Annotated in this window: 18 protein-coding genes; 12 read left to right on the top strand and 6 right to left on the bottom strand. The window is 70.5% G+C overall.

Annotated features, from left to right (window positions below):
* Positions 1-8: 8 nt before the first annotated feature.
* Genes K8640_RS29775 through K8640_RS29755 form a run of 5 tightly spaced genes read left to right on the top strand, consistent with a single transcriptional unit; the run spans position 9 to position 3,175 of the window.
* Complete coding sequence (locus tag K8640_RS29775; RefSeq protein WP_223750152.1) at positions 9-1,328, top strand: hydroxyacid-oxoacid transhydrogenase; 1,320 nt, start codon at positions 9-11, stop codon at positions 1,326-1,328.
* 16 nt (positions 1,329-1,344) lie between these two features.
* A complete protein-coding gene (locus K8640_RS29770; protein ID WP_223750151.1) occupies positions 1,345-1,779 on the top strand; it encodes a thioesterase family protein in 435 nt (144 codons plus the stop codon).
* A gap of 9 nt (positions 1,780-1,788) precedes the next feature.
* Positions 1,789-2,250, top strand: a complete 462-nt coding sequence (locus K8640_RS29765) for a hypothetical protein (RefSeq protein ID WP_223750150.1) — start codon at positions 1,789-1,791, stop codon at positions 2,248-2,250.
* Positions 2,222-2,680 (top strand): hypothetical protein, encoded by a 459-nt coding sequence (locus K8640_RS29760; protein ID WP_223750149.1) that lies wholly within the window; start codon positions 2,222-2,224, stop codon positions 2,678-2,680. The genes K8640_RS29765 and K8640_RS29760 overlap by 29 nt, the downstream gene beginning before the upstream one ends.
* 12 nt (positions 2,681-2,692) lie before the next feature.
* Positions 2,693-3,175, top strand: a complete 483-nt coding sequence (locus tag K8640_RS29755; protein WP_223750148.1) for a hypothetical protein — start codon at positions 2,693-2,695, stop codon at positions 3,173-3,175.
* Positions 3,176-3,406: 231 nt separating this feature from the next.
* Here K8640_RS29755 and K8640_RS29750 read toward each other — a convergent pair whose 3' ends face one another.
* On the bottom strand, positions 3,407-4,867 hold the full coding sequence (locus tag K8640_RS29750) for an amidase (protein ID WP_223750147.1): 1,461 nt from the start codon (positions 4,865-4,867) through the stop codon (positions 3,407-3,409).
* 271 nt (positions 4,868-5,138) lie between these two features.
* On the opposite strand from K8640_RS29750, the gene K8640_RS29745 reads away from it, so the two are divergent.
* The 3 genes from K8640_RS29745 to K8640_RS29735 all read left to right on the top strand — a co-directional run bounded on the left by K8640_RS29745 (position 5,139) and on the right by K8640_RS29735 (position 11,992).
* Positions 5,139-7,175 (top strand): membrane dipeptidase, encoded by a 2,037-nt coding sequence (locus tag K8640_RS29745; protein WP_223750209.1) that lies wholly within the window; start codon positions 5,139-5,141, stop codon positions 7,173-7,175.
* A 69-nt stretch (positions 7,176-7,244) separates the two neighbouring features.
* The gene (locus K8640_RS29740) at positions 7,245-10,199 is read left to right on the top strand and encodes a DEAD/DEAH box helicase (RefSeq protein WP_223750146.1); all 2,955 of its coding nucleotides are present in this window, start codon (positions 7,245-7,247) and stop codon (positions 10,197-10,199) included.
* A 35-nt stretch (positions 10,200-10,234) separates the two neighbouring features.
* Positions 10,235-11,992, top strand: a complete 1,758-nt coding sequence (locus tag K8640_RS29735) for a DUF885 family protein (protein ID WP_223750208.1) — start codon at positions 10,235-10,237, stop codon at positions 11,990-11,992.
* Positions 11,993-12,003: 11 nt separating this feature from the next.
* Here K8640_RS29735 and K8640_RS29730 read toward each other — a convergent pair whose 3' ends face one another.
* Both K8640_RS29730 and K8640_RS29725 read right to left on the bottom strand, forming a co-directional pair.
* Positions 12,004-13,704 (bottom strand): hypothetical protein, encoded by a 1,701-nt coding sequence (locus tag K8640_RS29730; protein WP_223750145.1) that lies wholly within the window; start codon positions 13,702-13,704, stop codon positions 12,004-12,006.
* 136 nt (positions 13,705-13,840) lie between these two features.
* Positions 13,841-15,124 (bottom strand): P1 family peptidase, encoded by a 1,284-nt coding sequence (locus K8640_RS29725; protein ID WP_223750144.1) that lies wholly within the window; start codon positions 15,122-15,124, stop codon positions 13,841-13,843.
* Between the two features lie 316 nt (positions 15,125-15,440).
* Here K8640_RS29725 and K8640_RS29720 point away from each other — a divergent pair, with 316 nt between their 5' ends.
* The 3 genes from K8640_RS29720 to K8640_RS29710 are packed head-to-tail and all read left to right on the top strand — an operon-like array spanning position 15,441 to position 20,416.
* A complete protein-coding gene (locus K8640_RS29720; protein WP_223750143.1) occupies positions 15,441-16,454 on the top strand; it encodes a hypothetical protein in 1,014 nt (337 codons plus the stop codon).
* Entirely contained in the window at positions 16,455-17,858 is a 1,404-nt protein-coding gene (locus tag K8640_RS29715; RefSeq protein WP_223750142.1) for a 3' terminal RNA ribose 2'-O-methyltransferase Hen1, read from the top strand.
* The gene (locus K8640_RS29710; protein ID WP_223750141.1) at positions 17,855-20,416 is read left to right on the top strand and encodes a polynucleotide kinase-phosphatase; all 2,562 of its coding nucleotides are present in this window, start codon (positions 17,855-17,857) and stop codon (positions 20,414-20,416) included. The genes K8640_RS29715 and K8640_RS29710 overlap by 4 nt, the downstream gene beginning before the upstream one ends.
* A 25-nt stretch (positions 20,417-20,441) precedes the next feature.
* On the opposite strand, the gene K8640_RS29705 is transcribed toward K8640_RS29710, so the two are convergent.
* Together K8640_RS29705 and K8640_RS29700 are read right to left on the bottom strand one after the other, a co-directional pair.
* The gene (locus tag K8640_RS29705) at positions 20,442-20,864 is read right to left on the bottom strand and encodes a cupin domain-containing protein (protein WP_223750140.1); all 423 of its coding nucleotides are present in this window, start codon (positions 20,862-20,864) and stop codon (positions 20,442-20,444) included.
* A gap of 111 nt (positions 20,865-20,975) precedes the next feature.
* Complete coding sequence (locus K8640_RS29700; protein WP_223750139.1) at positions 20,976-21,305, bottom strand: hypothetical protein; 330 nt, start codon at positions 21,303-21,305, stop codon at positions 20,976-20,978.
* A gap of 308 nt (positions 21,306-21,613) precedes the next feature.
* Between K8640_RS29700 and K8640_RS29695 the strand changes: the two genes are divergently transcribed.
* The gene (locus K8640_RS29695) at positions 21,614-22,786 is read left to right on the top strand and encodes an AI-2E family transporter (RefSeq protein WP_223750138.1); all 1,173 of its coding nucleotides are present in this window, start codon (positions 21,614-21,616) and stop codon (positions 22,784-22,786) included.
* Between the two features lie 110 nt (positions 22,787-22,896).
* On the opposite strand, the gene K8640_RS29690 is transcribed toward K8640_RS29695, so the two are convergent.
* A complete protein-coding gene (locus tag K8640_RS29690; RefSeq protein WP_223750137.1) occupies positions 22,897-26,499 on the bottom strand; it encodes an endopeptidase in 3,603 nt (1,200 codons plus the stop codon).
* Between the last annotated feature and the right edge of the window lie 140 nt (positions 26,500-26,639).

The raw sequence follows: 26,639 nt of genomic DNA, 5'->3' as shown, positions 1-26,639 counted from the left end.
AGGACGTCATGGGCTTCGGGTGCTGCCACTACCAGGAGGTGGGGGAGGGATGTGACTCCGCCTTCACCATGGAGTCCTCGCGCGTCACCTTCGGACGGGGCTGCCTGTCGGAGGTGGGGGACAGGGCGAGGGCGCTCGGGATGCGGCGCGTGGCGCTCTTCACCGACGCGGGGGTGGCCAGGCTGCCCATCTTCGGCACCGTGGTGGAGTCGCTGCGCGCGGCGGGGCTGGAGTTTGGCGTCTTCAAGGACGTGAGCATCGAGCCCACGGACCAGTCCTTCCTGGAGGCAATCCGCTTCGCCGCGGACCTGCGTCCGGATGGCTATGTCTCCCTGGGCGGTGGCTCCGTCATCGACACGTGCAAGGCGGCGAACCTCTTCGCCACCTGGCCGTCCGACTTCCTGACGTACGTGAATGCGCCGGTGGGCGAGGGCCGGCCGGTGCCCGGGCCGCTCAAGCCCCACATCGCGTGTCCCACCACGTCCGGCACGGGCAGCGAGGTGACGGGCATCACCATCTTCGATTTGCGCTCGCTGGGCGCGAAGACGGGCATCGCGTCGAACGCGCTGCGGCCCACCGAGGCGCTGGTGGACCCGGACTGCACCGCCACGCTGCCGGGCGAGGTCGTGGCGGCCAGTGGACTGGATGTCCTGTCCCACGCGCTGGAGAGCTATACGGCCCGGGCCTATGTGCGCCGGCCCGCGCCCGCGCGTCCGACGCTGCGGCCGATGAGTCAGGGGGCGAATCCCTGGAGTGATCTGGGCTGTCGTGAGGCGCTGCGGTTGATGGGGCTGTATCTGGAGCGGGGTGTGGCGGACGCGACGGACCACGAGGCTCGAGAGCAGTTGATGTGGGCGGCGACGCTGGCGGGCATCGCGTTCGGCAACGCGGGCGTGCATGCGCCGCACGGCATGGCGTACGCGGTGGCGGGGCGGGTGCGGGACTTCCGTCCCTCGGGTTATCCCCAGGAGGAGCCGCTGGTGCCACACGGCATGGCGGTCATCCTCAACGCGCCGGCGGTGTTCCGCTACACGGCGGCCGAGAGCCCGGAGCGTCATCTGGAGGCGGCCACGTGGCTGGGCGCGGACGCGCGGGGCGCGGGGCCTGGGGACGCGGGCGAGGTGCTGGCGGACAAGCTCATCCGCATCATGCGCGCGGTGGGGATGCCGAACGGGCTTCGAGGGGTGGGGTACACGCAGGAGGACGTATCGGCGCTCGCGTCGGGGGCGCTGCCCCAGCAGCGCCTGCTCCAGAACGCGCCCCGAGAGATGACGCGGCCGGTGCTGGAAGGGCTCTTCCAGCAGGCCCTGGGGTACTGGTCGCCGTGATGAGAGGGATTGTGCCGTGAGTGACGTCGAGACCGCCGAGCGCTACACCTACTTCCTGCCCATCACCACGCGGTGGATGGACAATGACGTCTACGGTCACATCAACAACGTCACGTACTACAGCTACTTCGACACCGTGGCGAACCACTACCTCATCCACGAGGGGGGGCTGGACATCCACGCGAGCCCCATCATCGGGTTGGTGGTGGAGTCGAAGTGCCAGTACCGCGCGCCGCTTGCGTATCCGGACCGCCTCCGGGCGGGGCTGCGGGTGGACAAGCTGGGCACGCGCTCGGTGACGTATGGGATTGGCATCTTCAAGGAGGGCGAGGCGGAGGCCGCGGCCCACGGCCACTTCGTCCATGTGTTCGTGGACCGACAGACGCGCAAGTCCACGGCGATTCCCGAGCGATTGAGAGAAGCGCTTTCGCGGTTGGTAGCGCCCGCCTAGGGAGGTGTCATGGCGTCCCTGTCCCTGTCAGGTCCTGCTCTCGTGCTCATCCTGCCGCTCGCGGCGCTGTGGTTCGCGTTCGTGATGTGGGGCTTGTCGTGGATGAGTGGCTGGCGTGGGCTGGCGCGGGACTTCGCGACGGACACCGAGGACCGGCCCGAGTCGATGCGGTGGTTGCGCTCGGCCCGGTTGGGGTGGACCTCGTATAACAATTGTCTCCGGATGGGAGGCGACGCGCGAGGGCTCTACCTGTGTCCCATCCTGCCGCTACGGCTCTCCCATTCCCCGCTGCGCATCCCCTGGTCGGAGATTCGTGCGTGGGAGCGCAAGCAGTTCCTGTTCTGGTGGACCGACACGCTCCTCCTCGGCCCGACGCACCTTCGGCTGACGGTTCCCTCGTCCGCGATGGAGTCGCTCACTCCCTACCTGGAGGACGGCCGCGATGGACGCGTTCAGACTCGTCTTCGATGAGCAGCGGGAGCTGGTGGGGGAGGTGCCCCCGGTGTCGTGCGGGCTGTGCGCCGCGCCGGCGAAGGGGCGGCTGCTCGAGGAGGGCGCGCTGGCGGGGAGCTTCGGGTGGGAGTGTGGCTGTGGCGCGCTGGGGATTCATGCGCCGCTGTATGATCTGGATGAGCTGTACGACGAGCTGCTGGCCGCGTGGGGGCTGGGGGTGGACCTGCCGGAGGCGGAGCCGCTGACGCCGGTGGGCGCCTCGGGGTTCCTCTTCGCGACGTATGTCGATGGGCCGAAGCTGCTCCAGCAGCTCTTCAATCGGGCCAGGGCGGAGGGGGCACAGGTGGCGGCCACCGAGGTGCAGGTCGTCATCGAGACCCCCGGCTCCGCGGGGTTGGAGCTGACCTGGGATGTGCTCTGGGCGCGTGCTCCGCGCCGGGGCGAGTGAGGAGGGATTCAGATGCTGGAGTCACGAGACATGCTCCTGCTGGCGACGGGGGCCTTACCGGGCTGGCTGTTTCCTCCGTTGTTCGTGCTGGGCCTCGTGGGCATCTCGTTCTTCGCGTCGGTCAAGGGTGGCTGGTCCGGGCTCGCGAAGCGCTACCGGACGAGCGCGCCCCGGCCGGACCTGTTCATGAAGATGTCGACCGGGCGGATGGGCTGGACGCACTACAACCGCTGCCTGACGGTGGGCGCGAGTGAAGCGGGGCTCTATCTCGCGATGATGCCCAGCTTCACACCGTTCCATCCGCCGCTGCTCATCCCCTGGTCTGAAATCAAGGAGCGGCGGCGTGAGACCTCCCAGTTCCAGCGCGTCGAGACACTCGTCATCGGGCCCGACCGGACCGTGGTCCGAATCGAGGCCCTGGTGATGGATGGACTCGGCCGATACCTGCCGCGCCTGGAGCCTGGGCTTCAACGGTTTCCGTCTCGAGGCGAGTGAGGTCGCTAGGATGTCCGTCAGGCTGACCCGATACTTCCGGCTCCCCGACGCCGTGCAGCCAGGCACCTGGTCCTTGGGCGCCCCGCTGGATGGACAGGGCCAGGAGCAGGAAGACCCGACGGTTCTTGTCGAGGGCCGGTCCGTCCAGTCCCCTGAGCGCATGAGGCTTGGAGCCACCTGGTCGCTGCCGTCGTCGACCAGGTGGTGGAGCGCGCTCACTCTGGCTTTGGGTCAGGCGGAGAGGTTCTCCGTCGCCCGCGCCGCGTGCACGGGCGGCCTGCGCACGGACCAGGGGCGGGCGTGCTCCAACTGGCCCGCGAGCCGGAACAGGGTGGCCTCCTCCGCGAAGCGGCCGACGAACTGCACGCCGATGGGCAGGCCCTGCGCGTTCCAGTGCAGGGGCACGGACATGGCCGGCTGTCCCGTCACGTTGAAGAGCGGCGTGAAGGGAATCAGCGTGAAGACGTGCCGGTACCACTCGCCCGCGCCCATGGGCTTGTTCGAGTCCAGCACGCCGAGCGGGTAGGGCGGCACGGCCACGGTGGGCGTCAGCAGCGCGTCGTGGTCCACGAAGAACGCGCCCACCACGCGGCTCACCTGGTTGAAGACCGCGAACGCCGCCTGCAGGTCCAGCGCGCGCAGACGCCGTCCGTGCTCCACGGCGGCCCACGTCGTGGCCTCCAGTGTGTCCGGCCCCAGCGTGCGCCCCAGCGCTCCGCCGAGCATCTCCGCCAGCGCCGCGTTGCTCGCGCACCACACCGACACCATGGCCTCCACCAGGACCGCGTCGTCGTAGACGGGCGCGGCCTCCACGATGTCGTGCCCCAGCGACGCGCACAGCTTCGCCGCGTCCTCCACCGCCGCCACGTTGTCCGGGTGCACCGGCACGCCCGACGCCGCCTTGCGTGAAATCGCGATGCGCAGCTTCCCCGGCTCCCGACGCACCTCCTCCAGGAACGGCCGCTCCGGCGGCGGCGCGTAGTACGGGTCACCCGGCGCCGCGCCCTGCGTGGCATCCAGCATCGCCGCGCTGTCGCGCACCGAGCGGGTAATGACATGCTCGATGCCCAGGCCGTTGACCGCGTCGCCTCCGTCCGGACCCACCGAGACGCGCCCGCGCGTGGGCTTCAAGCCGAACACACCGCACAGCGAGGCCGGGATGCGCAGCGAGCCGCCGCCATCGTTGCCGTGCGCCACCGGGACGATGCCCGACGCCACCGCCGCCGCCGAGCCGCCGCTCGAGCCACCCGGGCTGCGCGACAGGTCCCACGGGTTGCGCGTGGGGCCGTACGTCACCGGCTCCGTGGTCGCGTTGTTGCCGAACTCCGGCGTGTTCGTCCGCCCCATCAGCACCAGGCCCGAGCGGCGATAGCGCTCCATCAACACCGTGTCATGCGGGAGCACCAGGCCACGCGCCAGCCGGCTGCCCAGCTCCGTGGGGATTCCCGCGGCGTGCACCACCAGGTCCTTGATGAGGAAGGGCACCCCACGGAAGGGCCCATCGGCCACCCCCCGCTTCAAGGCCTCGCGCGCGTCGGCTTCCCGGACGTCGATGACCGCGTTCAGCTTCGGATTGACGCGGGCGATGGCCTCCAGCGCCGCGCGCAGCAGCTCGTCGGGGCTGACTTCCTTCTGACGCACCAGCTCCGCCAGCCCCAGCGCGTCGTATCGCGTGTAGTCGTCCAGGTGCATGAGTCCTCGTGGCGCACCGGCCGACGGGACGCGGCCCAGGTGCGGCGCGAGAGGATACCGCTACACCTCTCGCCGCTGCTCGCGCGCGCCGCGCCGGGTCGCCACCGCACCACCACGCGAAGCCGATGACGCAAGGCGGCGACAACTGTCACCGAATGTTTCAAGCAGCACGGACGCGGCTCGAAATGCGCGTTGAGCGAGGAGTATCCTCACCACCGCGGCCGCGGAGCCATCCGCCCGCATCCCGAGAAGGAATCCCCCGCTTATGTTCATGTCCCCGCGTCATCGACGCCAGGGTGTCCTGGCCCTTCTTCCCTTGAGCCTGTGTCTGGGGCTCGCCTGCGGTCCCGTGCAGGAGGAGGCGCCGTCCGAAGCGCCCGCGACCGAGTCCGAATCCCAGCCGCTGACGGCCCCGGGCTTCGCGGAGCTGCACCACCACATGTTCGCGGAGGAGGCCTTCGGCGGTGGCTGGTTCCATGGCAGCCACACCGGCTCGCTGACGAGCTGTGACGGCGGCCTTCCGGAGAGCGACCACGCCCGCGTGCGCATGGACTTGAGCAACCTGCTCAACCTGTGCCCGAACTCGGGAGGCATCAACCTGGGCGGCAACCCGCTGCTCGCGGCGCTCTTCGGCCTGGGCGGCGCGGTGGGCTCGGAGTTCATCGGCAAGATTGAGGGCACCGAGGGCGACACCGGCATCCACCTGGGCCGCATGTCCGTCAACACCCAGTGGCCGCGCTGGGACACCATCGCCCATCAGCAGTCGTGGGAGGGGTGGCTGCGGCAGGCGCACCAGGGCGGCATGTCGCTGGTGATGGTGTCGCTGGTCAGCAACGAGTTCCTCTGCAAGGTGTTGCCGTACCAGAACATCTCGCGGCCGTGCGACGAGATGGTGGACGTGGAGCTCCAGCTCCAGATGGCGCGTGACTTCGACGCGCGCAACGACTGGGTGGAGATCGCCCTGACGCCCTCGCACGCGCGCAACATCATCGCCTCCGGCAAGCTCGCCATGGTGCTCTCCATCGAGACGAGCAAGCTGTTCGGCACCAAGGACTGGCGCACGGAGCTGGACCGCTTCTATTCGTTGGGTGTGCGCTCGCTCCAGCCGGTGCACCAGCTGGACAACCGCTTCGGCGGCGCGGCGCTGCACAACGCCATCTTCCAGGCCGCGCAGTTCCTGGAGACGTGCCACGTGGACACCGACTGCGGCGTGACGACCGACACGATGACGCTCGGCTTCGACGTGTACCGCGACGCGGCGGGCAACTGCCGCAACACCAAGGGCCTCACCGCGGACGGCAAGGCGCTGGTGCAGGCGATGATGAGCCGCGGGATGCTCATCGACGTGGCGCACCTGTCGGAGAAGGGCCTGCAGGACGCCTTCGCCCTGGCGCAGGCGAACACGTACTACCCGCTGGTCATCTCCCACGGCCACTTCCGCGAGGTGATGAACCCGAAGCTGGCGGACGACGAGAAGACCACGCCCGCGTGGGTGGTGCGCTACCTGCGCCAGACGGGCGGCATCTTCGGCCTGCGCACGGCGCATGACGAGACGCGCACGTACTCGCGCTCGGGCGTGGCCAACAACTGCCACGGCTCCACGCGCTCCTTGGCGCAGGCGGTCGAGTTCGGCCGCCAGGGCCTCAAGGTGCCCATGGCCTTCGGCGCGGACCTGAACGGCTTCATCCAGCAGACCCGTCCGCGCTTCGGCAACAACGGCGCGTGCTCGGCCACGTTCCAGGCGGAGGCGGACGCGCACCTGCGGCAGCAGAACGTCGCCGGCCCCACGCGCCTGGGCACGGGCTTCGACGAGTACGGCCTCGCGCACGTGGGCTACCTGCCGGACCTGCTCAAGGATTTGGGCCGCGTGGGCGCGAACACCGCGGGCCTGTCGGGCTCGGCGGAGACGTTCCTGAAGACGTGGGAGCGCGCCGTGAACCCGCGCACGGGCATGGCGGACGCGGCGGCGGACATCGACACCAGCGGCGTGGCCACCTACGTGGACAAGGCCACCCGCGAGACGCAGTACCCGCTCTTGTGCGGCGTGCGCTACGCGCCGGACTCCAAGGCCGTGGGCGAGTCCTGCCGCTTCAAGGAGGAGTGCATCAGCGACGCGTGCACCGCGTCCGGCTGCAACAGCTCCGGCACCTGCATCTGCGACGAGGAGGCCGACTGCGCGTCGACGCAGTACTGTGGTTGGGGTCTCAACAGCGGCAAGTGCCAGCCGAAGAAGGCCCGAGGGGCCACCTGCCTGTACGGGAAGGAGTGCTTGTCGGGTAGCTGCCGCTGGACGCTGACCTGCGGCTGAGCCGGGGGGCCGGGGTGCGCATCGCCGTTGCGCGGCGCACCCCGGGGGCGTAGGGAGTTCCCATCCCCTATGTCCGCCACCGTCCAACTGCTCGAAGCCGTCCGGAAGGAAGCCCGCCCCGGTATCTGGTCCAACGGAGTGAACCTCTCCCGCGCCGGGGCGGTGGTCCTCCAGTCGAAGACGGAGAGCGAGCTGGAGCTGAGGGTGCGCTCGTCGGGGCGCCCGGTTCCCTTCACGGTGACGCTCTATCCGGCCGACGAGGCCTGGGAGTGTGACTGCCCCAGCCGCGTGGACCCGTGCGAGCACGTGGTGGCCGCGGCCCTGTCGCTCCAGCAGGCGGAGAAGACGGACGCGCCCATGGAGACGGCGGCCACCCGCTGGTCGCGCGTGGTGTACCACTTCGCGCGCACGGGCGACGGCCTCCAGCTCAAGCGCACGCTGGCCCACGCGGACGGACGCGAGGAGGCGCTCGACGGCAGCCTCGCCTCGTACATGGCGAAGCCGGCGCAGGCCGCGCAGCTCCAGGTGGAGCAGGCCGACCTGCTGGCCGACCGCATCCTCGAGCAGCGCCGCACGCGCGGCGCCCTGGCCCCCGAGACGCTGGAGGCGCTGCTCAAGGTCCTGGTGCAGGCGCGCAACGTGCTGCTCGATGGCCGCCCCGTGGCCATCCCCGACGAGGTCGTCGTGCCCCGGGCGCTGGTGGAGGAGCGTGGCGGGCAGTTGGTGGTGACGGTGGCGAGGGACTCCCGCGTGACGGAGGTGGTGAGCCCCGGCGTCGCGCTGGTGGGGGACGCGCTGGCGCGGCTGGGCGAGACGGGCATGACGGGCCCGTGGCTCAACAACCTGCCCATCGTCCGGACCTACGGCGCGGAGCAGCTCGGCGAGCTGACCTCCAAGGTGCTGCCGGAGCTGGGGCGTCGCATGGCCGTGGACGTGCGCACGAAGCGGGTGCCGTCCATCGACCGCGAGCTCAAGCCGCGCATCCTGCTGGAGCTGCACCAGCTGGAGTCCGGGCTGTCGGTGCTGCCGACGCTGGTCTACGGCGCGCCGCCGGCGGTGCGCATCGACAACGGCCGCATGGTGTACCTGCGCGGCGCGGTGCCGCTGCGCGACGAGGCCGTGGAGCAGCGCCTGGTGCACGAGCTGCGCGAGGAGCTGAACCTGGTGCCGGGCCGTCGGGTGACGGTGCAGGGGCCGGAGATGGTGCGCTGGGCGGACAAGCTGCGGCGGTGGGGCGGGGACCTCGCCGGTGACGGCGCGTCGGTGGTGAGCCCGGACGTGCGGCTCAAGCCCTCGTTGTCCGTGGAGGGTGCCACCAACGCGCTCGGCGTGCCGGAGGTGCGCTTCACGCTCGACTTCCAGGTGGAGGGGGGCAAGGGCGGCGAGACGCGCTCGGTGGACGCGGCCGCGGTGGTGCGCGCGTGGCAGGAGGGGCTGGGCCTGGTGCCGCTGGTGGGCGGGGGCTGGGCGCCCTTGCCTCGCGCCTGGCTGGAGAAGAACGGCCAGCGCGTGGCGGACCTCCTGGCCGCGCGTCAGTCGGATGGCCGCGTGTCCAACCACGCGCTGCCGCAGCTGTCGCAGCTGTGCGAGACGCTGGAGCAGCCGCCTCCGCCGGGCCTGGACAAGCTGGCGCCGCTCGTCGAGGGCTTCGAGAAGCTGCCGCCGCCGGTGTTGCCGGAGGAACTCAACGCGTCGCTGCGCCACTACCAGCAGACGGGCGTGAGCTGGCTGGGCTTCCTCAAGAGCGCGGGCCTGGGCGGCATCCTCGCGGACGACATGGGCCTGGGAAAGACGCTCCAGACCATCTGCGTCCTGGGAAAGGGCTCGCTCGTCGTGTGCCCCACCAGCGTGCTGCCCAACTGGGCGGCGGAGCTCAAGCGCTTCCGTCCCTCGCTGAAGGTCTGCGTCTACCACGGCCCCGGCCGCGCGCTGGACGCGGCGGCGGACGTGACGCTCACCACGTATTCCATCCTGCGCCTGGACGCGGCGGTGCTGGGCGCGCAGGACTGGGCCATGGTGGTGCTGGACGAGGCGCAGGCCATCAAGAACCCGGAGAGCCAGGTGGCGCGCGCCGCCTTCGGCATCAAGTCCGGCTTCCGGCTGGCGCTCAGCGGCACGCCGCTGGAGAACCGCCTGGACGAGCTGTGGAGCCTGATGCACTTCACCAACCCGGGCCTGCTCGGAGGACGGCGGCAGTTCGAGGAGAAGCTCGCGCGCCCCATCTCCGAGGGCAACGCGGGCGCCGCGAGCGAGCTGCGCCGCCGCATCCGTCCCTTCGTGCTGCGCCGCCTCAAGCGCGACGTGGCGCCGGAGCTGCCGCCGCGCATCGAGTCGGTGATGCACGTGTCGCTGGATGAGCGCGAGCGCTCCATCTACGACGCGGTGATGGCGGCCACGCGCGCGGAGGTGGTGGCCCTGCTCAACGAGGGCGGCAGCGTGCTCAAGGCGCTGGAGGCGCTCCTGCGCCTGCGTCAGGCCGCGTGCCACCCGGCGCTGGTGCCCGGGCAGAAGGCCACCTCGTCGTCGAAGGTGGACACGCTGGTGGAGGCGCTCGACACGGCGGTGTCGGAGGGCCACAAGGCGCTGGTGTTCTCGCAGTGGACGTCGCTGCTGGACCTCATCGAGCCGGCGCTCAAGCGCGCGGGCATCGGCTTCGACCGGCTGGACGGCAGCACGGCGAACCGGGGCGAGGTGACGGCGCGCTTCCAGGCGGACGACGGCCCGCCGGTGCTCCTGATGTCGCTGAAGGCGGGCGGCACGGGCTTGAACCTGACGGCGGCCGACCACGTGTTCCTGGTGGACCCGTGGTGGAACCCGGCCGCGGAGGCGCAGGCGGCGGACCGCGCGCATCGCATCGGCCAGGAGCGGCCCGTGAACGTCTACCGGCTGGTGTCGCAGGGCACCGTCGAGGAGCGCATCCTCGGGCTGCAGGACAAGAAGCGCGCGCTGATGGAGGCCGCGCTGAGCGAGGCCGGCGGCGCGGCGGCCATCACCCGTGAAGACCTGCTGGAGCTGTTCTCGTGAAGCGGTTGCTCGGACTCACCCTGGGGTTCTTCCTGATGCTGTCCATGGATGCCGAAGCCAAGAAGCAGGACGCGGCCACCACGCTGCGCACCATCCTCGAGCGCGACTGGCAATACCAACTGGAGCGCAGCCCGACGTACGCGTCCGTCGCCGGAGACCGGCGCTGGAACACGCGCTGGGATGACCTGAGCCTCACCGCGCTCCAGGCGGACAACACGCACTCGCGCCAGGTGCTCGAGCAGCTGAAGAAGGTGGACCGCGCGAAGCTGTCCGAGGAGGACCAGCTCAACCTGGACCTGTTCCGCAAGGAGCACGAGACGTGGCTGGAGGAGTTCCGCTTCGGCTGGCACCTGCTGCCCGTCAACCAGGTGGGCGGCATCCCCGAGGGCATCCGCCAGCCTCCGGGCGTGCAGACGGCCTACCAGCTCGCGGACACGCTGCGCTTCGACACGGTGAAGGACTACGAGGACTGGGTGGCCCGGCTGGAGGGCTTTCGGACCTACGTGGAGCAGGTGACGGCGCTGATGCGCGAGGGGGTGCGCCAGAAGAAGGTGCACCCGCGTGTCATCCTCCAGCGCGTGCCGCCGCAGATCGAGCGGCAACTGGTGGAGGACCCGACGAAGAGCGGCTTCTACACGCCCTTCCTGCGCTTCCCCGCGAAGCTGTCCGCCCAGGACCAGCAGCGCCTGGCGGCGGCGGGGCAGAAGGCGGTGCGCGAGGGCGTGGTGCCCGCGCTGCGTGCCTTCCACCGCTTCCTCGTCGAGGAGTACCTGCCCGGCGCGCCCGAGGCGGTGGGCATCTGGCAGTTCCCCGACGGCCAGGCCGCGTACGGCTTCTTCGCGCGCCGGTTCACCACCACGTCGCTGACGCCCGAGGAGATCCACGCGCTCGGGTTGTCGGAGGTGAAGCGCATCCGGGCGGAGATGGACGCCATCATGAAGCGCACGGGCTTCAAGGGCACGCTGCCGGAGTTCTTCCAGTTCCTGCGCACGGACCCGCGCTTCTACTCGCGCACCGGTGAAGAGCTGTTGATGCGCTACCGGAGCCTGGCCAAGCAGATCGACCCGCTGCTGGTGCGGCTGTTCAAGACGCTGCCCCGGCAGCCGTACGCGGTGGAGCCCACGCCGGAGGCCATGGCGCCGGACGTGACGACGGGCTTCTATTACGCGGGCTCCTCGGACGGCTCGCGCCCTGGCACGTACCTGGTGAACCTGTACCGTCCGGAGACGCGGCCGCACTGGGAGATGGTGCCCCTCACGCTGCACGAGGCCGTGCCGGGACATCACCTGCAGACGTCCCTGGCCACCGAGCAGACGGCGCTGCCGGACTTCCGCCGCTTTGGCTACTACGTGGCGTACGGCGAGGGCTGGGCGTTGTACTGCGAGACGCTCGGCGACGAGATGGGCCTGTACGAGAACCCGTACGACAAGTTCGGCCAGCTCTCGTACGACATGTGGCGCGCGGTGCGGCTGGTGGTGGACACGGGCATGCACGCGAAGCAGTGGACGCGTCAGCAGGCGCTCGACTACTTCATGGAGAACGCGCCCCGCCAGGCGTTGGACATCACCAACGAGGTGGACCGCTACATCGCCTGGCCGGGACAGGCGCTGGCGTACAAAGTGGGGCAGCTCAAGATTCGCGAGCTGCGCACCCGCGCCGAGGCCTCGCTGGGTGAGCGCTTCGACGTGCGCGAGTTCCACGACGTGGTGCTGCTGAGCGGCTCGCTGCCGCTCGACGTGCTCGAGCGCAAGGTGGACGCGTGGGTGGCCCGCCAGAAGGCCCTCGCGAAGTAGGGGAGCGCGGACTACTTGCCGCGCCCCACGGTGACGCGCACCAGGTGCTTGATGGCCCGGTGCGCGCGCTGGCCTCCGGCGGACTTGATGAGCCGGTCATTCAGGTCATCCACCAGTCGGTGGCGCAGGGGCGGCTCGGTGGTGAGCAGGGCCTCGTAGCTGGCGCGCAGCTCCTCCTCGCGCCTCGTGGAGCACTCGAGCTCGAACTCCTTCGACGCGAGCAGCTCGCGCACGCCGTGCAGCTCTCCCCTGAGCGCCGTGCCCTCCGCGTCCCGGTGGGCGAGCTGCTGCTCCAGCTCCCGCACCCGCGCCTCACCCGCCTCGCAGCGCGCGAGCAGGGCGTGGTGGCGCGCCTGGAGCTCCTCGAGCGCGCCGCGTGTCGCGTGGGTCTCCTCGGCGCGCAGCTGCTTCTCCTGCCGCAGCTCGGCGCGGACCTCCTCCAGCCACGTCGCCGCGCGCGACACCCAGTTCACGTTGGCCACCGGCTGCGCGAGGCTCGCCTCCAGCCGTGACAGCCACTCGCGCCGGAGCCTCCGCTGCTCCTCGATGTATGCGCCGCCGCGCTCCACCGACGATGGCAGGCCGCCCTCGAGGAAGTCCTTCAGCGACGTCTCCGACTCGGCCAGCCCCGCCTTCTTCTGGCGGTAGTACTCGTTGAAGGCGAACAGGTGGCTGGGCACCCCGGACACCTTGCCCAGCAGCGTCACATGGTACGAGGACGCGACGAGCGCCTCGCACTCGCGGATGCGCTCCACCGCCTGGGACAGGCGTCCCTGGAAGAGCAGCCCCACCAGGTCCACCACGTCCGCCTGCGGGAAGTGCTCCGTGAAGGCCGTCTTGCGCATGGCCGCGAGGCTGTCCTCCACCACGGGGCGCTCGTCGATATACGCATTGAGCACCACCGGCGCCGCGGCCTCACCGAAGTGCGAGCGCAGCGCCTGCAACTGCTCGTTCATCGTCGCGGCGGGAGGCGGCAGCGAGTCCGGGTCCACGCCGGGGTCCGTATACGCGTAGGTGGAGAGGTTCATGTGCAGCGCGAAGCGACCGGGCACCTTCGGCCGGGGCTCCTGACGCGAGGCCTCCCCGGCCGCGCGGTCCAGCTCCTCGAGCGCGTCATCCCCGGACAGGAGCGCCGGGGCGCCATGCTCCACCAGCGCCTGGACGGACTCGGGGTCCCGACACCCGAGCAGCAGCGGCTGCCACTGGTGCGCGTGCGCGGCCAGCCGGCTCGCGAACTCGGGACCGACCTGCAGCCCCGACAGCACGTAGTGCCCCGGCAGCCAGGCGTGCAGCAGCGACTCCACGAGCGCCAGCATCCCGTCGCCCCAGCGGCCATTGAAGTAGCCGCCGCCATAGACGTGCAGCCGGGCCGCGCCCCTCAGGCGCGTGGGCGACACGGGCTCCAGGCCCAGCTCCCGGGCCTTGGTGGACGCGGTGTCTCCGCTGTCCGCGGAGAAGAAGACGAAGTCCTCCGTCCCGAGCACCACGGGGAGCTGACGCAGGTACTGCGCGTCCTGCACCCGCCCCAGCTCGTGGATGGAGACGACCGCCGACTCCTTGCGCCCCAGGTGCCAGCGCACGGCGCCCTGCAGCATGAGGATGTCCCCGAAGTTCCAGTATCCATTGAATCCTCCGGCCAGGAGGACCTTGGACATCTCGGGGGCATAGAGCTTCTTCAGGGTGGTGGAAGTCGCGAAGAACGAGAAGCGCATTCCCGTTCCTTAATCACGGACGTGACAATGTCGTCACTCGATACTTGCATGACAAAGAATGACTGTGGCCCGGGCGACGGCGGGTGGGTCTCCGAGTGGCCGCCTGGAGCCCATGCGAGCCGCCGCCCGAGTCCGGTCAGGGCTTCGCCGTCTTGCGGGTCGCCGGCGCGGGCGCGGCGGGCTTGAGCCGTCCGTACTTCTTCATCGCCTTGACCAGGCCGTCGTGCGGCAGGCCGAAGACGCGGATGTTGTCCGCCCCGGTCATGGTGTCGGAGGCCAGCATGGAGTTGAGGATGGCCTCCTGCGTGGCCTGGACGGTGGCCGCGAAGAGGGGGTTGAGGCGATCATTTCCGAGCACCGCCACGTTGGCGACGTGTGCCTGGGTCGGCGGCTTCAGGTGCTGGGTGGAGAAGGCGAGGAAGATGTCGCCCGAGTAGTTCTCACCCAGGCCGCCCATCTTGGCGATGCCCAGCGGCACGCGGCGGGCGAGCCGGTTGAGCTGGTGGGGCAGGAGCGGCGCGTCCGTGGCGACGATGACGATGATGGAGCCCGCGCCCTCGAAGGGGTTGGGTGCCTTGGACGGGGCGCCCGTCGCGTCGCAGGACGGCACCGCCTGCATCATGGGGCTGCCGGGCTTCTGGGAGCCGAGGTAGCACGGCCGCTGGTCCGGGAGCTCCTCTCCCACGGGCACGCCCTCGACGGAGAAGAGGCGGCGCGAGCCGTAGTTGCATTGCACCAGCACCCCGAGCGTGTAGCCGCCGGCGGACTCGGGCAGCTTGCGCGACGCGGTGCCGATGCCGCCCTTGAAGTTGTGGCACACCATGCCCGTGCCGCCGCCCACGGAGCCCTCCGGGACGGGGCCGGTGCGCGCCGTCTCGAGCGCCTGGTGCGCGTGCTCGGGCTTGACGTGGAAGCCATACACGTCGTGCAGCATGCCGTCCCACGTCTCCGCGACGACGGGCAGGCCCAGGTCCCACGCGAGGTCCTTCTTCACCGCCCAGGTGATGACGGCCTCGCGCACGGCGCTGATGTCGTTGGTGTTGGTGATCATCACCGGGCCGTTGAGCTCACCGGACTCCTGAATCCAGTGCGTGCCGGTCATCTCGCCGTTGCCGTTGAGGGCGTAGGTGGAGGCGAAGACGGGCTCGCCCACGTTGGCCTTGCCTCGGGGCAGCACGGCGGTGACGCCGGTGCGCACGGGGCCCTTGCCCGCTTCGATGCGGCCCTGGCCGGAGATGAGCGTGGTGTGGCCCACCTCCACGCCCGGCACGTCGGTGATGGCGTTGAGGGGGCCTGATTGCCCCCCGAAGGTGATGCCCAGGTCCCTGGCTCGAGGCCTGGGGCGCTCGGCCTGGGCGGCGCCGAGCGTGGGAGTCAGCAGCAGCGACAGCAGCACGGAAGAGGAGAGCAGGGTGCGCATGCACCGCTTCCTACTCCTCCGCGCGGTGGTCGTGTAGCGCGGGGATGAGGGCGCCCGCGTCATTCCGGGCGCCCTCGCACCGCGTCAGAACGCGGTGCCGTCCGCGCGCAGGCCCGGCGACGAGGTGAGGCCCGTGGGGGACACGATGTTGTGCGGCTTGAACAACGAAGCGCGCGGAGGGTGTTTCCACCGTAGCGCGAGTGCCTGTCATGGGGGAGGTGTGCGCCCTCGGGGAGCGTCAGGTCCCCTCTGGACCTGGCGTCTGCGGCCTCGAAACCGGCCCCCCCGAGCTCGGTTCCCAGACCAGGAAAAAGCCATGTCAGAACGCGAGTTGACCCATCTCGAGGTGCCGTGTTTCGTCGATTTCTCGGAGGCCCTGGCGGGCCGGGAGGTGGTGGCGCAGGGAGTTGGGCCCGACCTCGACCTGTGGCTCGTGGCACTGGACGGGAAGCGCGACGACCGGATGTCCTTCACGCCGGGAGGTGCCTCGTTCGCCAAGTCCCACGCGGACGCTCCGCAGTCCTACGAGGTCCTGCGCTATCCCTCCCCGGACGCCGAGCCCGAGTCCATCCTCCTTCCACCCGAGCGCCTCAACTTCCACTTCGTCCAACCCCTGCCCGATGGAGACCTGCTGCTGGCGGGGGCCCGGTGCGCCTACGTGGACAAGGACGCTCACGCCCGCAATGCCATCGTCTACTCGCGACAAGGCGTGGCCCGGCGCGAACTGACGCTCGGTGATGGCATCCAGGACATCCAGACCACGAGCGATGGCCGGCTGTGGGTGAGCTACTTCGACGAAGGTGTGCTCGGCAACCGGGGTTGGGGTCAGGGTGACATCGACAGCGAGCCCATCGGCCGCAGCGGGCTGGTGCAATTCGATGCGATGGGGCGGCGCTTGAGTGAGTTCGACCCGCGCGCCGCCGGGACGGACATCATCATCGACTGCTATGCGCTCAACGTCGCGTCGGACGACGAGACCTGGCTGTACTTCTACACGGACTTCCCGCTGGTGCGGCTGCGCGACGGCGCGAAGCCGGTGACCTGGAAGACACCCGTCGCGGGAGCGAGCGCGATGGCGGTGGGCTCTACGCACGTGTTGTTCGGCGGCTCGTATTCGGCGCGCTCCCAGTTCGAGCTGTACGTGCTGCACGGTCGCCGCGAGAAGACGTTGGCCTCCGCGGGGACCTTCGTCTTCGTGGACCCGGACGGCGAGCGCTGGCAGCCCACGTGGATGCGCGGGCGTGGGCCCTGGTTGTATGGCGGCGAAGGCACTCGCGCGTTTCGCATCGACCTCGACACCCTCGTGGCCTCGGCCCGGGTCTGGCACTGAATGCTCCTGACACTCTCGACGACCCACTCTCCCGCGACGGACCTGGGCTACCTGCTGCACAAGAGCCCGCACAAGCCCCAGTCGTTCGACGTGTCGTTCGGCACGGCGCACGTCTTCTACCCGGAGGCGACCGAGCAGCGCTGCACGGCCGCGCTCCTGTTGGAGGTGGACCCGGTGGCGCTGGTGCGCGAGCGCAAGGGCCCCTCCGGCGACGGCGGCGCGCTGGAGCAGTACGTCAATGACCGCCCCTACGTGGCCTCGTCGTTCCTGAGCGTGGCGCTCTCGCGCGTCTTCGGCGCGGCCCTCTCCGGCCGCAGCCGCGAGCGGCCCGAGCTGGCGTCCCGGGCGCTGCCGCTCACCGCGCGGCTGTCCGTGCTGCCGTGTCGTGGAGGCGAGCCCTTCCTGCGGCGCCTCTTCGAGCCGCTCGGCTACACCGTGACAGCCACCCGCCATGTGCTCGACGAGACGGTGCCGGAGTGGGGGCCCAGCCGCTACTTCACGGTGACGCTCCAGGGGGACAAGCCGCTGTCGGACCTGCTCAGCCACCTGTACGTGCTGGTGCCGGTGCTGGACGACGACAAGCACTACTGGGTGACGGAGGATGAGATCGACAAGCTCCTGCGCCACGGCGAGGGCTGGCTCGCGTCGCATCCGGAGCGGGAGGTCATCACGCGGCGCTACCTGCGCCACCAGCGCAGCCTCGCGCGCGAGGCGATGTCGCGTCTGCTGGAGGGCGAGGACACCGGTGTGACGGACGCGGTCGAGACGGCCCGCGACGAGGCCGAGGCCACGCTGGAGCGGCGGGTCAGCCTGGACGAGCAGCGGCGGGAGGCCGTGCTGACGGCGCTCGTCGAGCAGGGCGCGGCGTCGGTGGTGGACGTGGGTTGCGGCGAGGGCAAGCTCCTGCGGGCCTTGCTCCAGGAGCGTCGCTTCACGCGCATCACCGGCATGGACGTGTCCACGCGGGCGCTGGAGGTCGCCGCCGAGCGGCTGAAGCTGGAGCGGCTCCCCGACCTCCAACGTCAGCGCATCCAGCTGCTGCAAGGCTCGCTGCTGTACCGGGACGCGCGGCTCTCGGGCCATGACGCCGCGACGGTGGTGGAGGTCATCGAGCACCTGGAGCCGTCCCGGCTGGCCGCGTTCGAGCGGGTGCTGTTCGAGTGGGCGCGTCCGGGCGTCGTGGTGCTGACGACGCCCAACGCGGAGTACAACGTGCGCTTCGAGGGCCTGGCCCCGGGCGCGTTCCGGCACAAGGACCACCGCTTCGAGTGGACGCGGGCGCAGTTCGAGTCCTGGGCGCGGCGGCAGGCGGAGCGCTTCGGCTACGGCGTGCGCTTCGTGCCCGTCGGGACGCTGGATGCGGAGGTCGGCGCGCCGACCCAGATGGCGGTGTTCACACGATGAAAATCTCCCTTCCCGAGCTGTCCCTGGTCCTGCTTGTCGGCCCCTCTGGCGCCGGCAAGTCCACCTTCGCGCGCAAGCACTTCCTCCCGACGGAGGTCCTCTCGTCCGACACCTGTCGCGGCTTCGTGTCCGATGACGAGAACGACCAGGACGCGACGCGCGACGCGTTCGACGTGCTGCGCTTCATCGCGGCGAAGCGGCTGGCGCGCGGCCGGCTGACGGTCATCGACGCGACCAACACCCAGCCCGAGGCGCGCAAGCCGCTGGTGGCCCTGGCGCGCGAGTACCACGTGCTGCCGGTGGTCATCGTCCTGGACGTGCCCGAGGCGACCTGCCACGCGCGCAACGCGCTGAGGCCCAACCGCCAGTTCGGACTCCGGGTGGTGCGCCACCAGCTCCAGCAACTGCGCCAGTCCCTGCGCGGCCTGGAGCGCGAGGGCTTCCGCCACGTCCACATCCTCAAGCCCGAGCAGATCGAGGACCTGGTCATCGAGCGTCAGCCGCTGTGGAACAACCGCAAGCAGGAGACGGGGCCCTTCGACATCATCGGCGACATCCACGGGTGTCTGGACGAGCTGGTGCTGCTGCTGACGAAGCTGGGCTACGTCGTCACGCCCCGACCGGTGGGGGACCCCGGTTTCGACGTGCGCCCGCCCGAGGGCCGCAAGGTGGTGTTCCTGGGCGACCTGGTGGACCGGGGGCCGGGAGTCGTCGGGGTGCTGCGGCTGGTGATGGGGATGGTGGAGGCGGGCACGGCGCTCTGCGTGCCGGGCAACCACGAAACCAAGCTGATGCGGAAGCTGCGGGGCGGTGACGTCAAGCTGTCCCACGGCCTCGCGGAGTCGATGGAGCAGCTCGAGCGCGAGCCCCCGGAGTTCCGCGCCCAGGTGGTGAAGTTCATCGACGGGTTGGTGTCCCACTACGTGCTGGACGGTGGAAGGCTCGTGGTCGCGCACGCGGGGCTCAAGGAGTCCATGCAGGGGCGCGGCTCGGGCAAGGTGCGCGACTTCGCGCTCTACGGCGAGACGACGGGGGAGACGGACGAGTACGGGCTGCCCGTCCGCCACGACTGGGCCTCCGAGTACCGGGGCAAGGCGATGGTGGTCTACGGCCACACGCCCGTGCCGGAGGCCGAGTGGCTCAACAACACGCTCTGCGTGGACACCGGCTGTGTCTACGGCGGGAAGCTGACGGCGCTGCGCTATCCGGAGCGGGAGCTGTGCTCCGTGCAGGCGGCGCGCGTGTACTGCGAGGCGCGCAGGCCGCCGGGCATCGGAGGCGCTCCCGCCGCGCTGACGGCGCAGCAGCAGGACGACGACGTGCTCGACGTGGCGGACGTGCTGGGCAAGCGCATCGTGACCACGGGGCTGATGCGCAACATCACCCTCCGCGAGGAGAACGCCGCGGCCGCGCTGGAGGTGATGAGCCGCTTCGCGGTGCACCCCAAGTGGCTCATCTACCTGCCGCCCACCATGTCGCCGTCGGAGACGAGCGCGCGCCCCGGGCTCCTGGAGCACCCGGAGGAGGCGTTCGCCTACTTCCAGCGCGAGGGCGTGCTGGAGGTGGTGTGCGAGGAGAAGCACATGGGCTCGCGCGCCGTCGTCGTGCTGTGCCGCGACGCGGACGTGGCCCGCCGGCGCTTCGGGCTCGACGGGGACGAGCGGGGCGCGTGCTACACGCGGACCGGGCGGCGGTTCTTCCAGGACGAGGCGCTGGAGGCGGCGTTCCTGGCGCGGCTGGGCGCGGCCTTCGACGCCTCCGGGTTCTGGGGGGAGCACCAGACGGACTGGGCCTGCCTGGACTGCGAACTGATGCCGTGGTCGCTGAAGGCGCGGGAGCTGGTGCGCGAACAGTACGCGGCGGTGGGCGCGGCGGCGCTGGCCTCGGTGGGCGCGGCCCGGGAGGCGGTGGCCCAGGCGGCGGCGCGGGGGCTGGACCTGTCGGCGCTGGTGAGCCGCTTCGAGCGCAAGGCGGACGGCGTGGGGCGCTATGTCGCGGCCTATCGGCGCTACTGCTGGCCGGTGGCCTCGCTGGAGGACGTGCGGCTCGCGCCGTTCCACCTGTTGGCGACGGAGGGCGCCGTGCACACGGACAAGGACCACGTGTGGCACATGGAGTCGCTGGCCAGGGTGTGCCGCGCGGATGCCGGGTGGCTGGTGGCCACGCCCTATCGCGTGGTGTCGCTGGCGGACGCGGAGGAGGTGGCGGCGGCGACGCGGTGGTGGGAGTCGCTGACGGCGAACGGCGGCGAGGGCATGGTGGTGAAGCCCCGGGCTTATGTGGCGCGTGGCAAGAAGGGCTACCTCCAGCCGGCCATCAAGTGCCGCGGGCCCGACTACCTGCGCATCATCTACGGCCCCGAGTACACCGCGCCCGAGCACCTGTCGCGCCTGCGCCAGCGGGGCGTGTCCACCAAGCGCTCGCTGGCCATGCGGGAGCTGTCACTGGGCCTGGAGGCGCTGGAGCGCTTCGTGCGCCGGGAGCCGCTGCGGCGCGTGCACGAGTGTGTCTTCGGCGTGCTCGCGCTGGAGAGTGAACCGGTGGACCCCCGGCTGTAGCCGAGGGCCCGCCCCGCTCCCCGAGTCAGTGAACGCCCGGCGGCTGCTGGGTGGAGGACTGCACGCGCGCGCGGCCCTGGGACGCGCCGCGCTCCGCGTAGTGGCCCATGCCCTCGAAGTCCACCGCGATGCAGGGCTCGTCGCCAATCACCCAGCCATCATGGCCCGGCGGGATGATGGCCACGTCTCCCGGGCCTGCTTCGAGCTCGGTGCCGTCATCCATCCGGATCACCATGCGCCCGCTGACGATGTAGCAGGCGTGCGCCACCTGGCAGGAGTCGGTTCCCGCCAGCGGCTTGACGTCCTGGGACCACTTCCAACCCGGCTCGAAGACGACCCTTCCCACCGTCGTGTCGTCGTCGAAGCGGAGGATCTCCGCGTGCCCGTGGTCGGCGAAAGGCCGACGCTCGTCGGGCGTGGAGAAGCGCTTGATGCTGAGCTCGCTCATGATGTTCCCCCCTGCGAGCCTGCGGAGGAGCGCCGGAGCGCCCCGGAACCCGTGGCCCGACTGTGATGTCTCAAGGGAAACGTAGGGATGCTCCCGGGGCGCGACAGGGCCTCAGGTCGTCAGCTCCAACGACATGGCCTGGCCCGCCTCGAAGCCCGGCTCGCGGCGCAGCCGCTCCAGCACGCCGCGTGTGCAGTGCAGCGTCACCAACGGAAACACCCCGGGCTCGCTCACCCAGCGCACCGCGCTCATCAACTGGTGCGCCCGCAGGAAGCCGAGCACCTGGTCGCGGAACTGGCGGCTCTCCTCCCCCGCACGCTGGTGGATGGCCGCGCGGCTCTCCAGGGGCGCGGCCGCGGACGCACGCCTGGCCTCGCCGCGTGGAGCGGCTCGAACCTCCGCGGGCTTCTCTCGGGGCATGACGATGGCTTCGACCCACATCGCGTCGCCTCCTTCCGGGCGTGATTCCAGGTCTGCTTGAAGATTATCGGACATGGCGCAGTCCGGTTGTGTCCCGTCGCTGTCGGACTGAAGGGTGGGGCGCCAGCACCCTCACGGCACAGGTTCGTTCCGGCGCGCCGCCAACCGCCCCGTGGAGTCAGCGCGCGCACGGGGGCTCGGCCGTCCGCCTGCTCCACGAGACACCGAGCGTCGACGCCCCTGGGCCCGGGCGCTCGTGCGCGCGAGCGTCCCGCGCTCGTGTGGGTGGGGGACTGACTGGCGGCGCGCCACTTCCTACCTTGTCGCGCATGAAGGACTCAGGACGCCAGCTCCCCGTCTACGTGCCCGCCCGCACGGTGTGGGCCGTGGGGCTTCAGGTGCTGTTGCTCGCGGTCTGCTGGCTGGTGCTGCGCAGGCTCTATCCGCTCCTGACGCTGCTGGCCGTCGTGCTCCTGCTGTCGCTCGCGCTGGACCCGCTGGTGCGCAGGCTGGAGCGCTGGGGCGTGCGCCGCGGCCTGGGCGTGGCGGCGGTGGCGCTGCTCCTGCTGGGGTTGATGGGCGTGCTGGTGGGGACGTTGGTGCCCGCGCTGGTGCAGCAGCTGGAGGGCCTGGTCCAGTCCGCGCCGGGGCTGTTGGAGAAGCTCTCCCAGTCGAAGTGGCTCCAGGAGCTGGGGACGCGCTACCGCTTCGAGCTGAAGCCGGAGGAGCTGCTGCGCTTCGAGCCGCTGGACCTGGCGGGTCGCGCGGTGGGCGTGCTGTCCTCCTCCCTGGGACTGCTCGCCGGTGGAATCACGGTGGTGGCGCTCACCGTGTTCGGCCTGCTGTTCGGCGGCGAACTGTACGAGAGCATCCTCCAGTGGGTGGCGCCGCGGCGGCAGCACCACGTGCGCCAATTGGTGGGCCGCATGCGCGAGGCGGTGAGCAACTACATCGCCGGCACCCTGTTCGTGATGACCATCGGCGGCGTGGTGGCGGCCATCGTCGCGCTCGCCCAGGGCGTGCCGTACTTCCTGCCGTTGGGGCTGGCGGTGATGGTGCTGGGCGTCATCCCCTACATCGGCAGCATCGTCAGCGGTGTGCTGGTGAGCCTCACCACGCTGGCCACCGTGGGGTTCCGCTCGGCGGTCATCGCGTTGATCATCTTCGTCGTCTACAACCAGATTGAGTCCAACGTGCTGGGCCCCATGGTGCAGCGGCGCGCCATCCGGATGAACCCGCTGCTCATCTCGCTGGTGGTGCTGTGTGGTGGCGCCCTGGCGGGGCTGCTCGGCGCGGTCATCGCCGTGCCGCTGGCCGCCGCCGCGCAGGTGCTGCTCCAGGAGGTCCTCCGCGAGCGGCAGCTGCGCTTCCGGCGCGCCCACCACCGCGAGCGCGCGCGCCGCCAGGTGGGCAAGGGCGCGGTGGAGGAGGGGCTGTTGCTCGCGGGCCCGCTGGAAGGCGGCGAGCCTCCGTCGGAGCAGGGCCCCGGCGAGCGCCACTGAAAGACAGAGGGCCTCCGGCGGACCGCCCGGAAGCCCTCGTCATCCATCCCTGCTGTCACTCACCCGCGTCCCTCCGGCCCGCTTGCACCGGAGGGGACGGGAGGCGTCGGTCAGCGGCCGGCGGGAGCCGCGCGGCCCTGGGACGTGGTGGACTTGCCCGAGTCCGCGGAGGCCACGGCCGCGCCGACGGAGAAGACCATGTCGTCGCGATCGTTGTAGCTGCCGCTGGCGCAGGCGCTCGCCGTGCCGGTGAACCGGAACTGCGGGCGGATGGCGTGCGTGCCCGCCGTGTTGGCCAGGTTGAACGTGTGCGTGAACTTCTGCACGCCTCCCGCCGGGCAGACCACGCCGGTGACCAGGGCCGTCCACGTCGGGGACGCGGCGTTGGTCGTGTAGTACAGGTCGAAGAAGTCGGAGGAGCCGGTGCTGTAGCACCACACCGTGACCTCCACCGTCACCTGCTTGCCCGCGGCGAACGGACCCTGGTCGACCGTCTTGATGACGACCCGGTCGATGCTCTCGTCGCCGTGGTAGGAGCCGGAGGTGCCGTCCGCGCACGAGTCATTGATGGTGTTCGGCTGGTTCGGCTCGATACCGCCGGACATCGAGCCGCGGCCGTTGACCAGCGTGGGGCCGGTGTCGCAGCCGCACACCGTGCCGCACGTGGGGGCCTGGCGGGTGGTGTCGAACGTGGCGAGCGTCGGCGTGCAGACGGTGGACGTGGTGAAGCTGCGCACGGCGCTGAAGGCGCTGGTGCCGCAGACGTCCGCCGCCCGGGCCCGCCAGTAGTACGTCGTGGCGCTGCTCAGGTTGGGGGACACCGTCCAGTTGCTGGTGGTCAGCGCGTTGGCGGAGCGGACGATGTTGGCGAAGCCCGCGTCCGTGGCCACCTGCACCTCGTACGTCGCCGCGCTCGGCACGTCGGCCCAGTCCAGCGCCGTGGCCGAGGCCACGCCCGTGGCGCCATCCGCCGGGGACGCGAGCGTGGGCGCGGAGAGCGCCACGCAGCCGCGCGTGGTGAAGCTGGACGCCGTGGACCAGGTGCCCACGCCGCCGCACGAGTTGTTCGCGCGCACGCGCCAGTAGTAGGTCGTGTTCACGTTGAGCGACGGCGTCACCGTCCAGGTGCTGCCCACCAGCGAGTTGGCGGACGCCACCACCGTGGCGAACGTGGGGCTGGTGGAGACCTGCACCTCGTACGTGGACGCGCCCGTCACGTCGTTCCAGTCCAGCACCGTGGCCAGCTCCGCGCCGGTGGCGCCGTTGGACGGCGTGGACAGGGTGGCGACGCCCGGCGCCGCGCAGACCGGCGTGGTGCACGAGCAGGTGCTCGCCGCGCCGTAGCAGGCGTTGGAGGACGCGGGGACGATGGAGTAGCAGTACTCGCGGCCGTTGGCGACCTCGGTGTCCGTGTAGCTGGTGCCGGAGACGGTGGCGACCTTCGCCTTGCCGAAGTCGCAGCCCATGCCCTCGGTCTTCATCACCCAGTACTCCGTGGCGCCCGCGGAGGCCGTCCAGTTGAGGGCCACCTGGCCGTCACCCGGCGTCGCGGTGTGCGTGGGCGCCGCGGTGGGACCGGACGAACAACCGGAGTTCACCGGGGTGATGGTGTTACAGGCGATGTTGTGACGGTTGAACGCGGCGTGGATGGCCGTCATGTGCGGCGTGCCGTCGTTCAGGTTGCCGTTGTCGTCGTCCGCCGCCAGCCACTGCATGTAGCCGTTGGTGGAGCCGCAGCCGTCGGACGTGCCGCCCGAGCAGTTGCAGGCGTGCCAGGCGCCGATGTTGCCGGAGCCCTGGTAGAACAGCTTGTTGCCGACGATGAACGCCGTGTTGGAGTCGTAGTTGAACGGCGCGGCCGTCAGGTCACGAGCGACCAGGTCCCAGGCGGCCTGACGCGCGGGCGACGCGGCGCAGTGCACCTGCTTGCTGCAGGGGCCCGTGCCGGAGGAGCACATGGGGCACACGAAGTTCTGCGGGGTGGCCGGGGGCGCCGGCACCAGCGTCGGGGCGGACGGGGTGGCGTAGAGCGCCGCGCCCCAGTCGGAGTCGCGCACGCCGGAGCAGCGCGTGTCGCACCACTTGTAGCCGGAGACCTGCGACTCCTGCTGGTTGTAGCCCGAGCCGTCCGGCGTCTGGCCGCAGCCCAGGTTGGTCGTGTGGAAGAAGCCGTAGCCGACGCAGGAGGTCTGCAGGCGGTAGATGGCCGCGATGTCCGCGTAGCCCTCGCTGGAGCTGGACAGCGAGCCGTTGGCGTCGAAGTCATCCAGGCCGTGGCCCCACTCGTGGTCGAACACGGCGCCAATCTCACCCGTGTTCCGGCAGCCGCCGCCGCTGCGGTAGAAGTTGACCGACGTGCCGTTCCAGAAGGCGTTGCACGTGCTGTTGATGTTCACGTTGGCGAGCAGCTGCTGCTGCAGCCACGTGTTGTTGGGCAGGTAGCCGCGGGCCTGCTCCGCCAGCTTGTTGAGCTCGTAGAAGCTGGAGCGCGACGCGGCGGTGTTGCCCGCGGACGTGCCGGTGGGCACGGTGCAGTCGTGGTCGTTGTTCACGCCGCCCAGGGCGATGTTGCCCGTGGTGGAGCTGACGTTGATGGCGCCGCAGCTGTCGGACACGCGGACGTAGCGACCGGCGAGCGACGTGGTGACGGTGCCGGAGCTGTAGTTGAAGATGCCGGCGCCGTCCGTGAAGTTGTTCGGCGAGGCCAGGCCCGTGTTCGCCCAGGGCATGGGAGAGTTGGGCTTGATGGTGCCGCACACGGTGTTGTCCGTGCACGTGCCGATGTTCGTGGACGGGTAGATGCCGCCGTTGATCTGCGCGTCGAAGTAGTGGTTGTCGTCCTCGATGGCGAGCGTCTCGCCCGAGTTCGCGTCCACCGTGACCTTCCAGCGCTGGTGGCTGTCCGGGTCCTGGAACCCGTAGGCGTAGACCAGCTGGTGCTTGTAGCCGGTGCCCACGGCGCCGGCGAAGGACTCACCTTCCGGCGCGACGGGGGCGATCTCCAGCGTGGGCTGCTGCCACAGGCCCTGGGGGCTGGTGTTCAGGCCCACGAAGCCGTTGCCGGCCACCAGCGCGTCACCGGCGGACAGCGCCGGGCGGGTCTCGATGCCCACCGTGGCCCACGCCTCGGTGCCGACGAGGATGAGGTTGCCGTGGCTGATGGTCGCCGCGATGCGCGCGTGGCGCACGGGGATGCCGTTGACCACCTGGCCGATGTGCACCTGCCAGAGGTTGTCGTTGATCTTCGTGACGCGCGGCGCGCTCATCTGCATCACGTCGAGGTTGAAGGCGGCCTGGTTGTCCGCGATGTACTTGAACACCAGGTCACCGACGACGGACTCGTCCACCTCCGCCACGGAGCGGCCGATGGCCTCGCGCACGCTGTCGAGCGTGACGCGGTTGCGCACGCCCTTGCCGGGGATGATGGGGTAGGCGCCCTCGATGCCCGACGGCGTGCCGGTGCGAGGGTCGATGTGGACGCGGAAGTCCCTCCCGTTGCGCTTGAAGAAGTCGTCCCAGCCTCCCACCGCCGCCTTGTCCAGCGTCTGCTGGGCCTGCTGCAGCGGCATGTTCTGGATGGGAAGGTAGAACTCCGGCTTGAAGAAGGCCTTGTCGGCGACGGCGCTCGGTCCCGCCTGGGGGGGCTGGACCGCCCAGCTCGTCCCTGACAGGAGCAAGGCAAGACATGCTGCTGACACCTGGGTGTGGCGCATGCGGTTCTCCTCTATGGGGGTCCCGAGGGGCGGACCCCGAAGGCTCCGGTGCGGAGCCCGCAGACGCCTTACTGATGCCCCGCAGAAAATTGAATATGGCTTATTCCCAGAGATTCGTTCCAGACATGTGCTCTAGGGAA

This window comes from Myxococcus sp. XM-1-1-1, assembly GCF_020037095.1.
GTDB classification, from domain to species: domain Bacteria; phylum Myxococcota; class Myxococcia; order Myxococcales; family Myxococcaceae; genus Myxococcus; species Myxococcus fulvus.
Note: the sequence above shows the minus strand (reverse complement) of the source record. Positions and strands in the feature narration are given on the sequence as shown.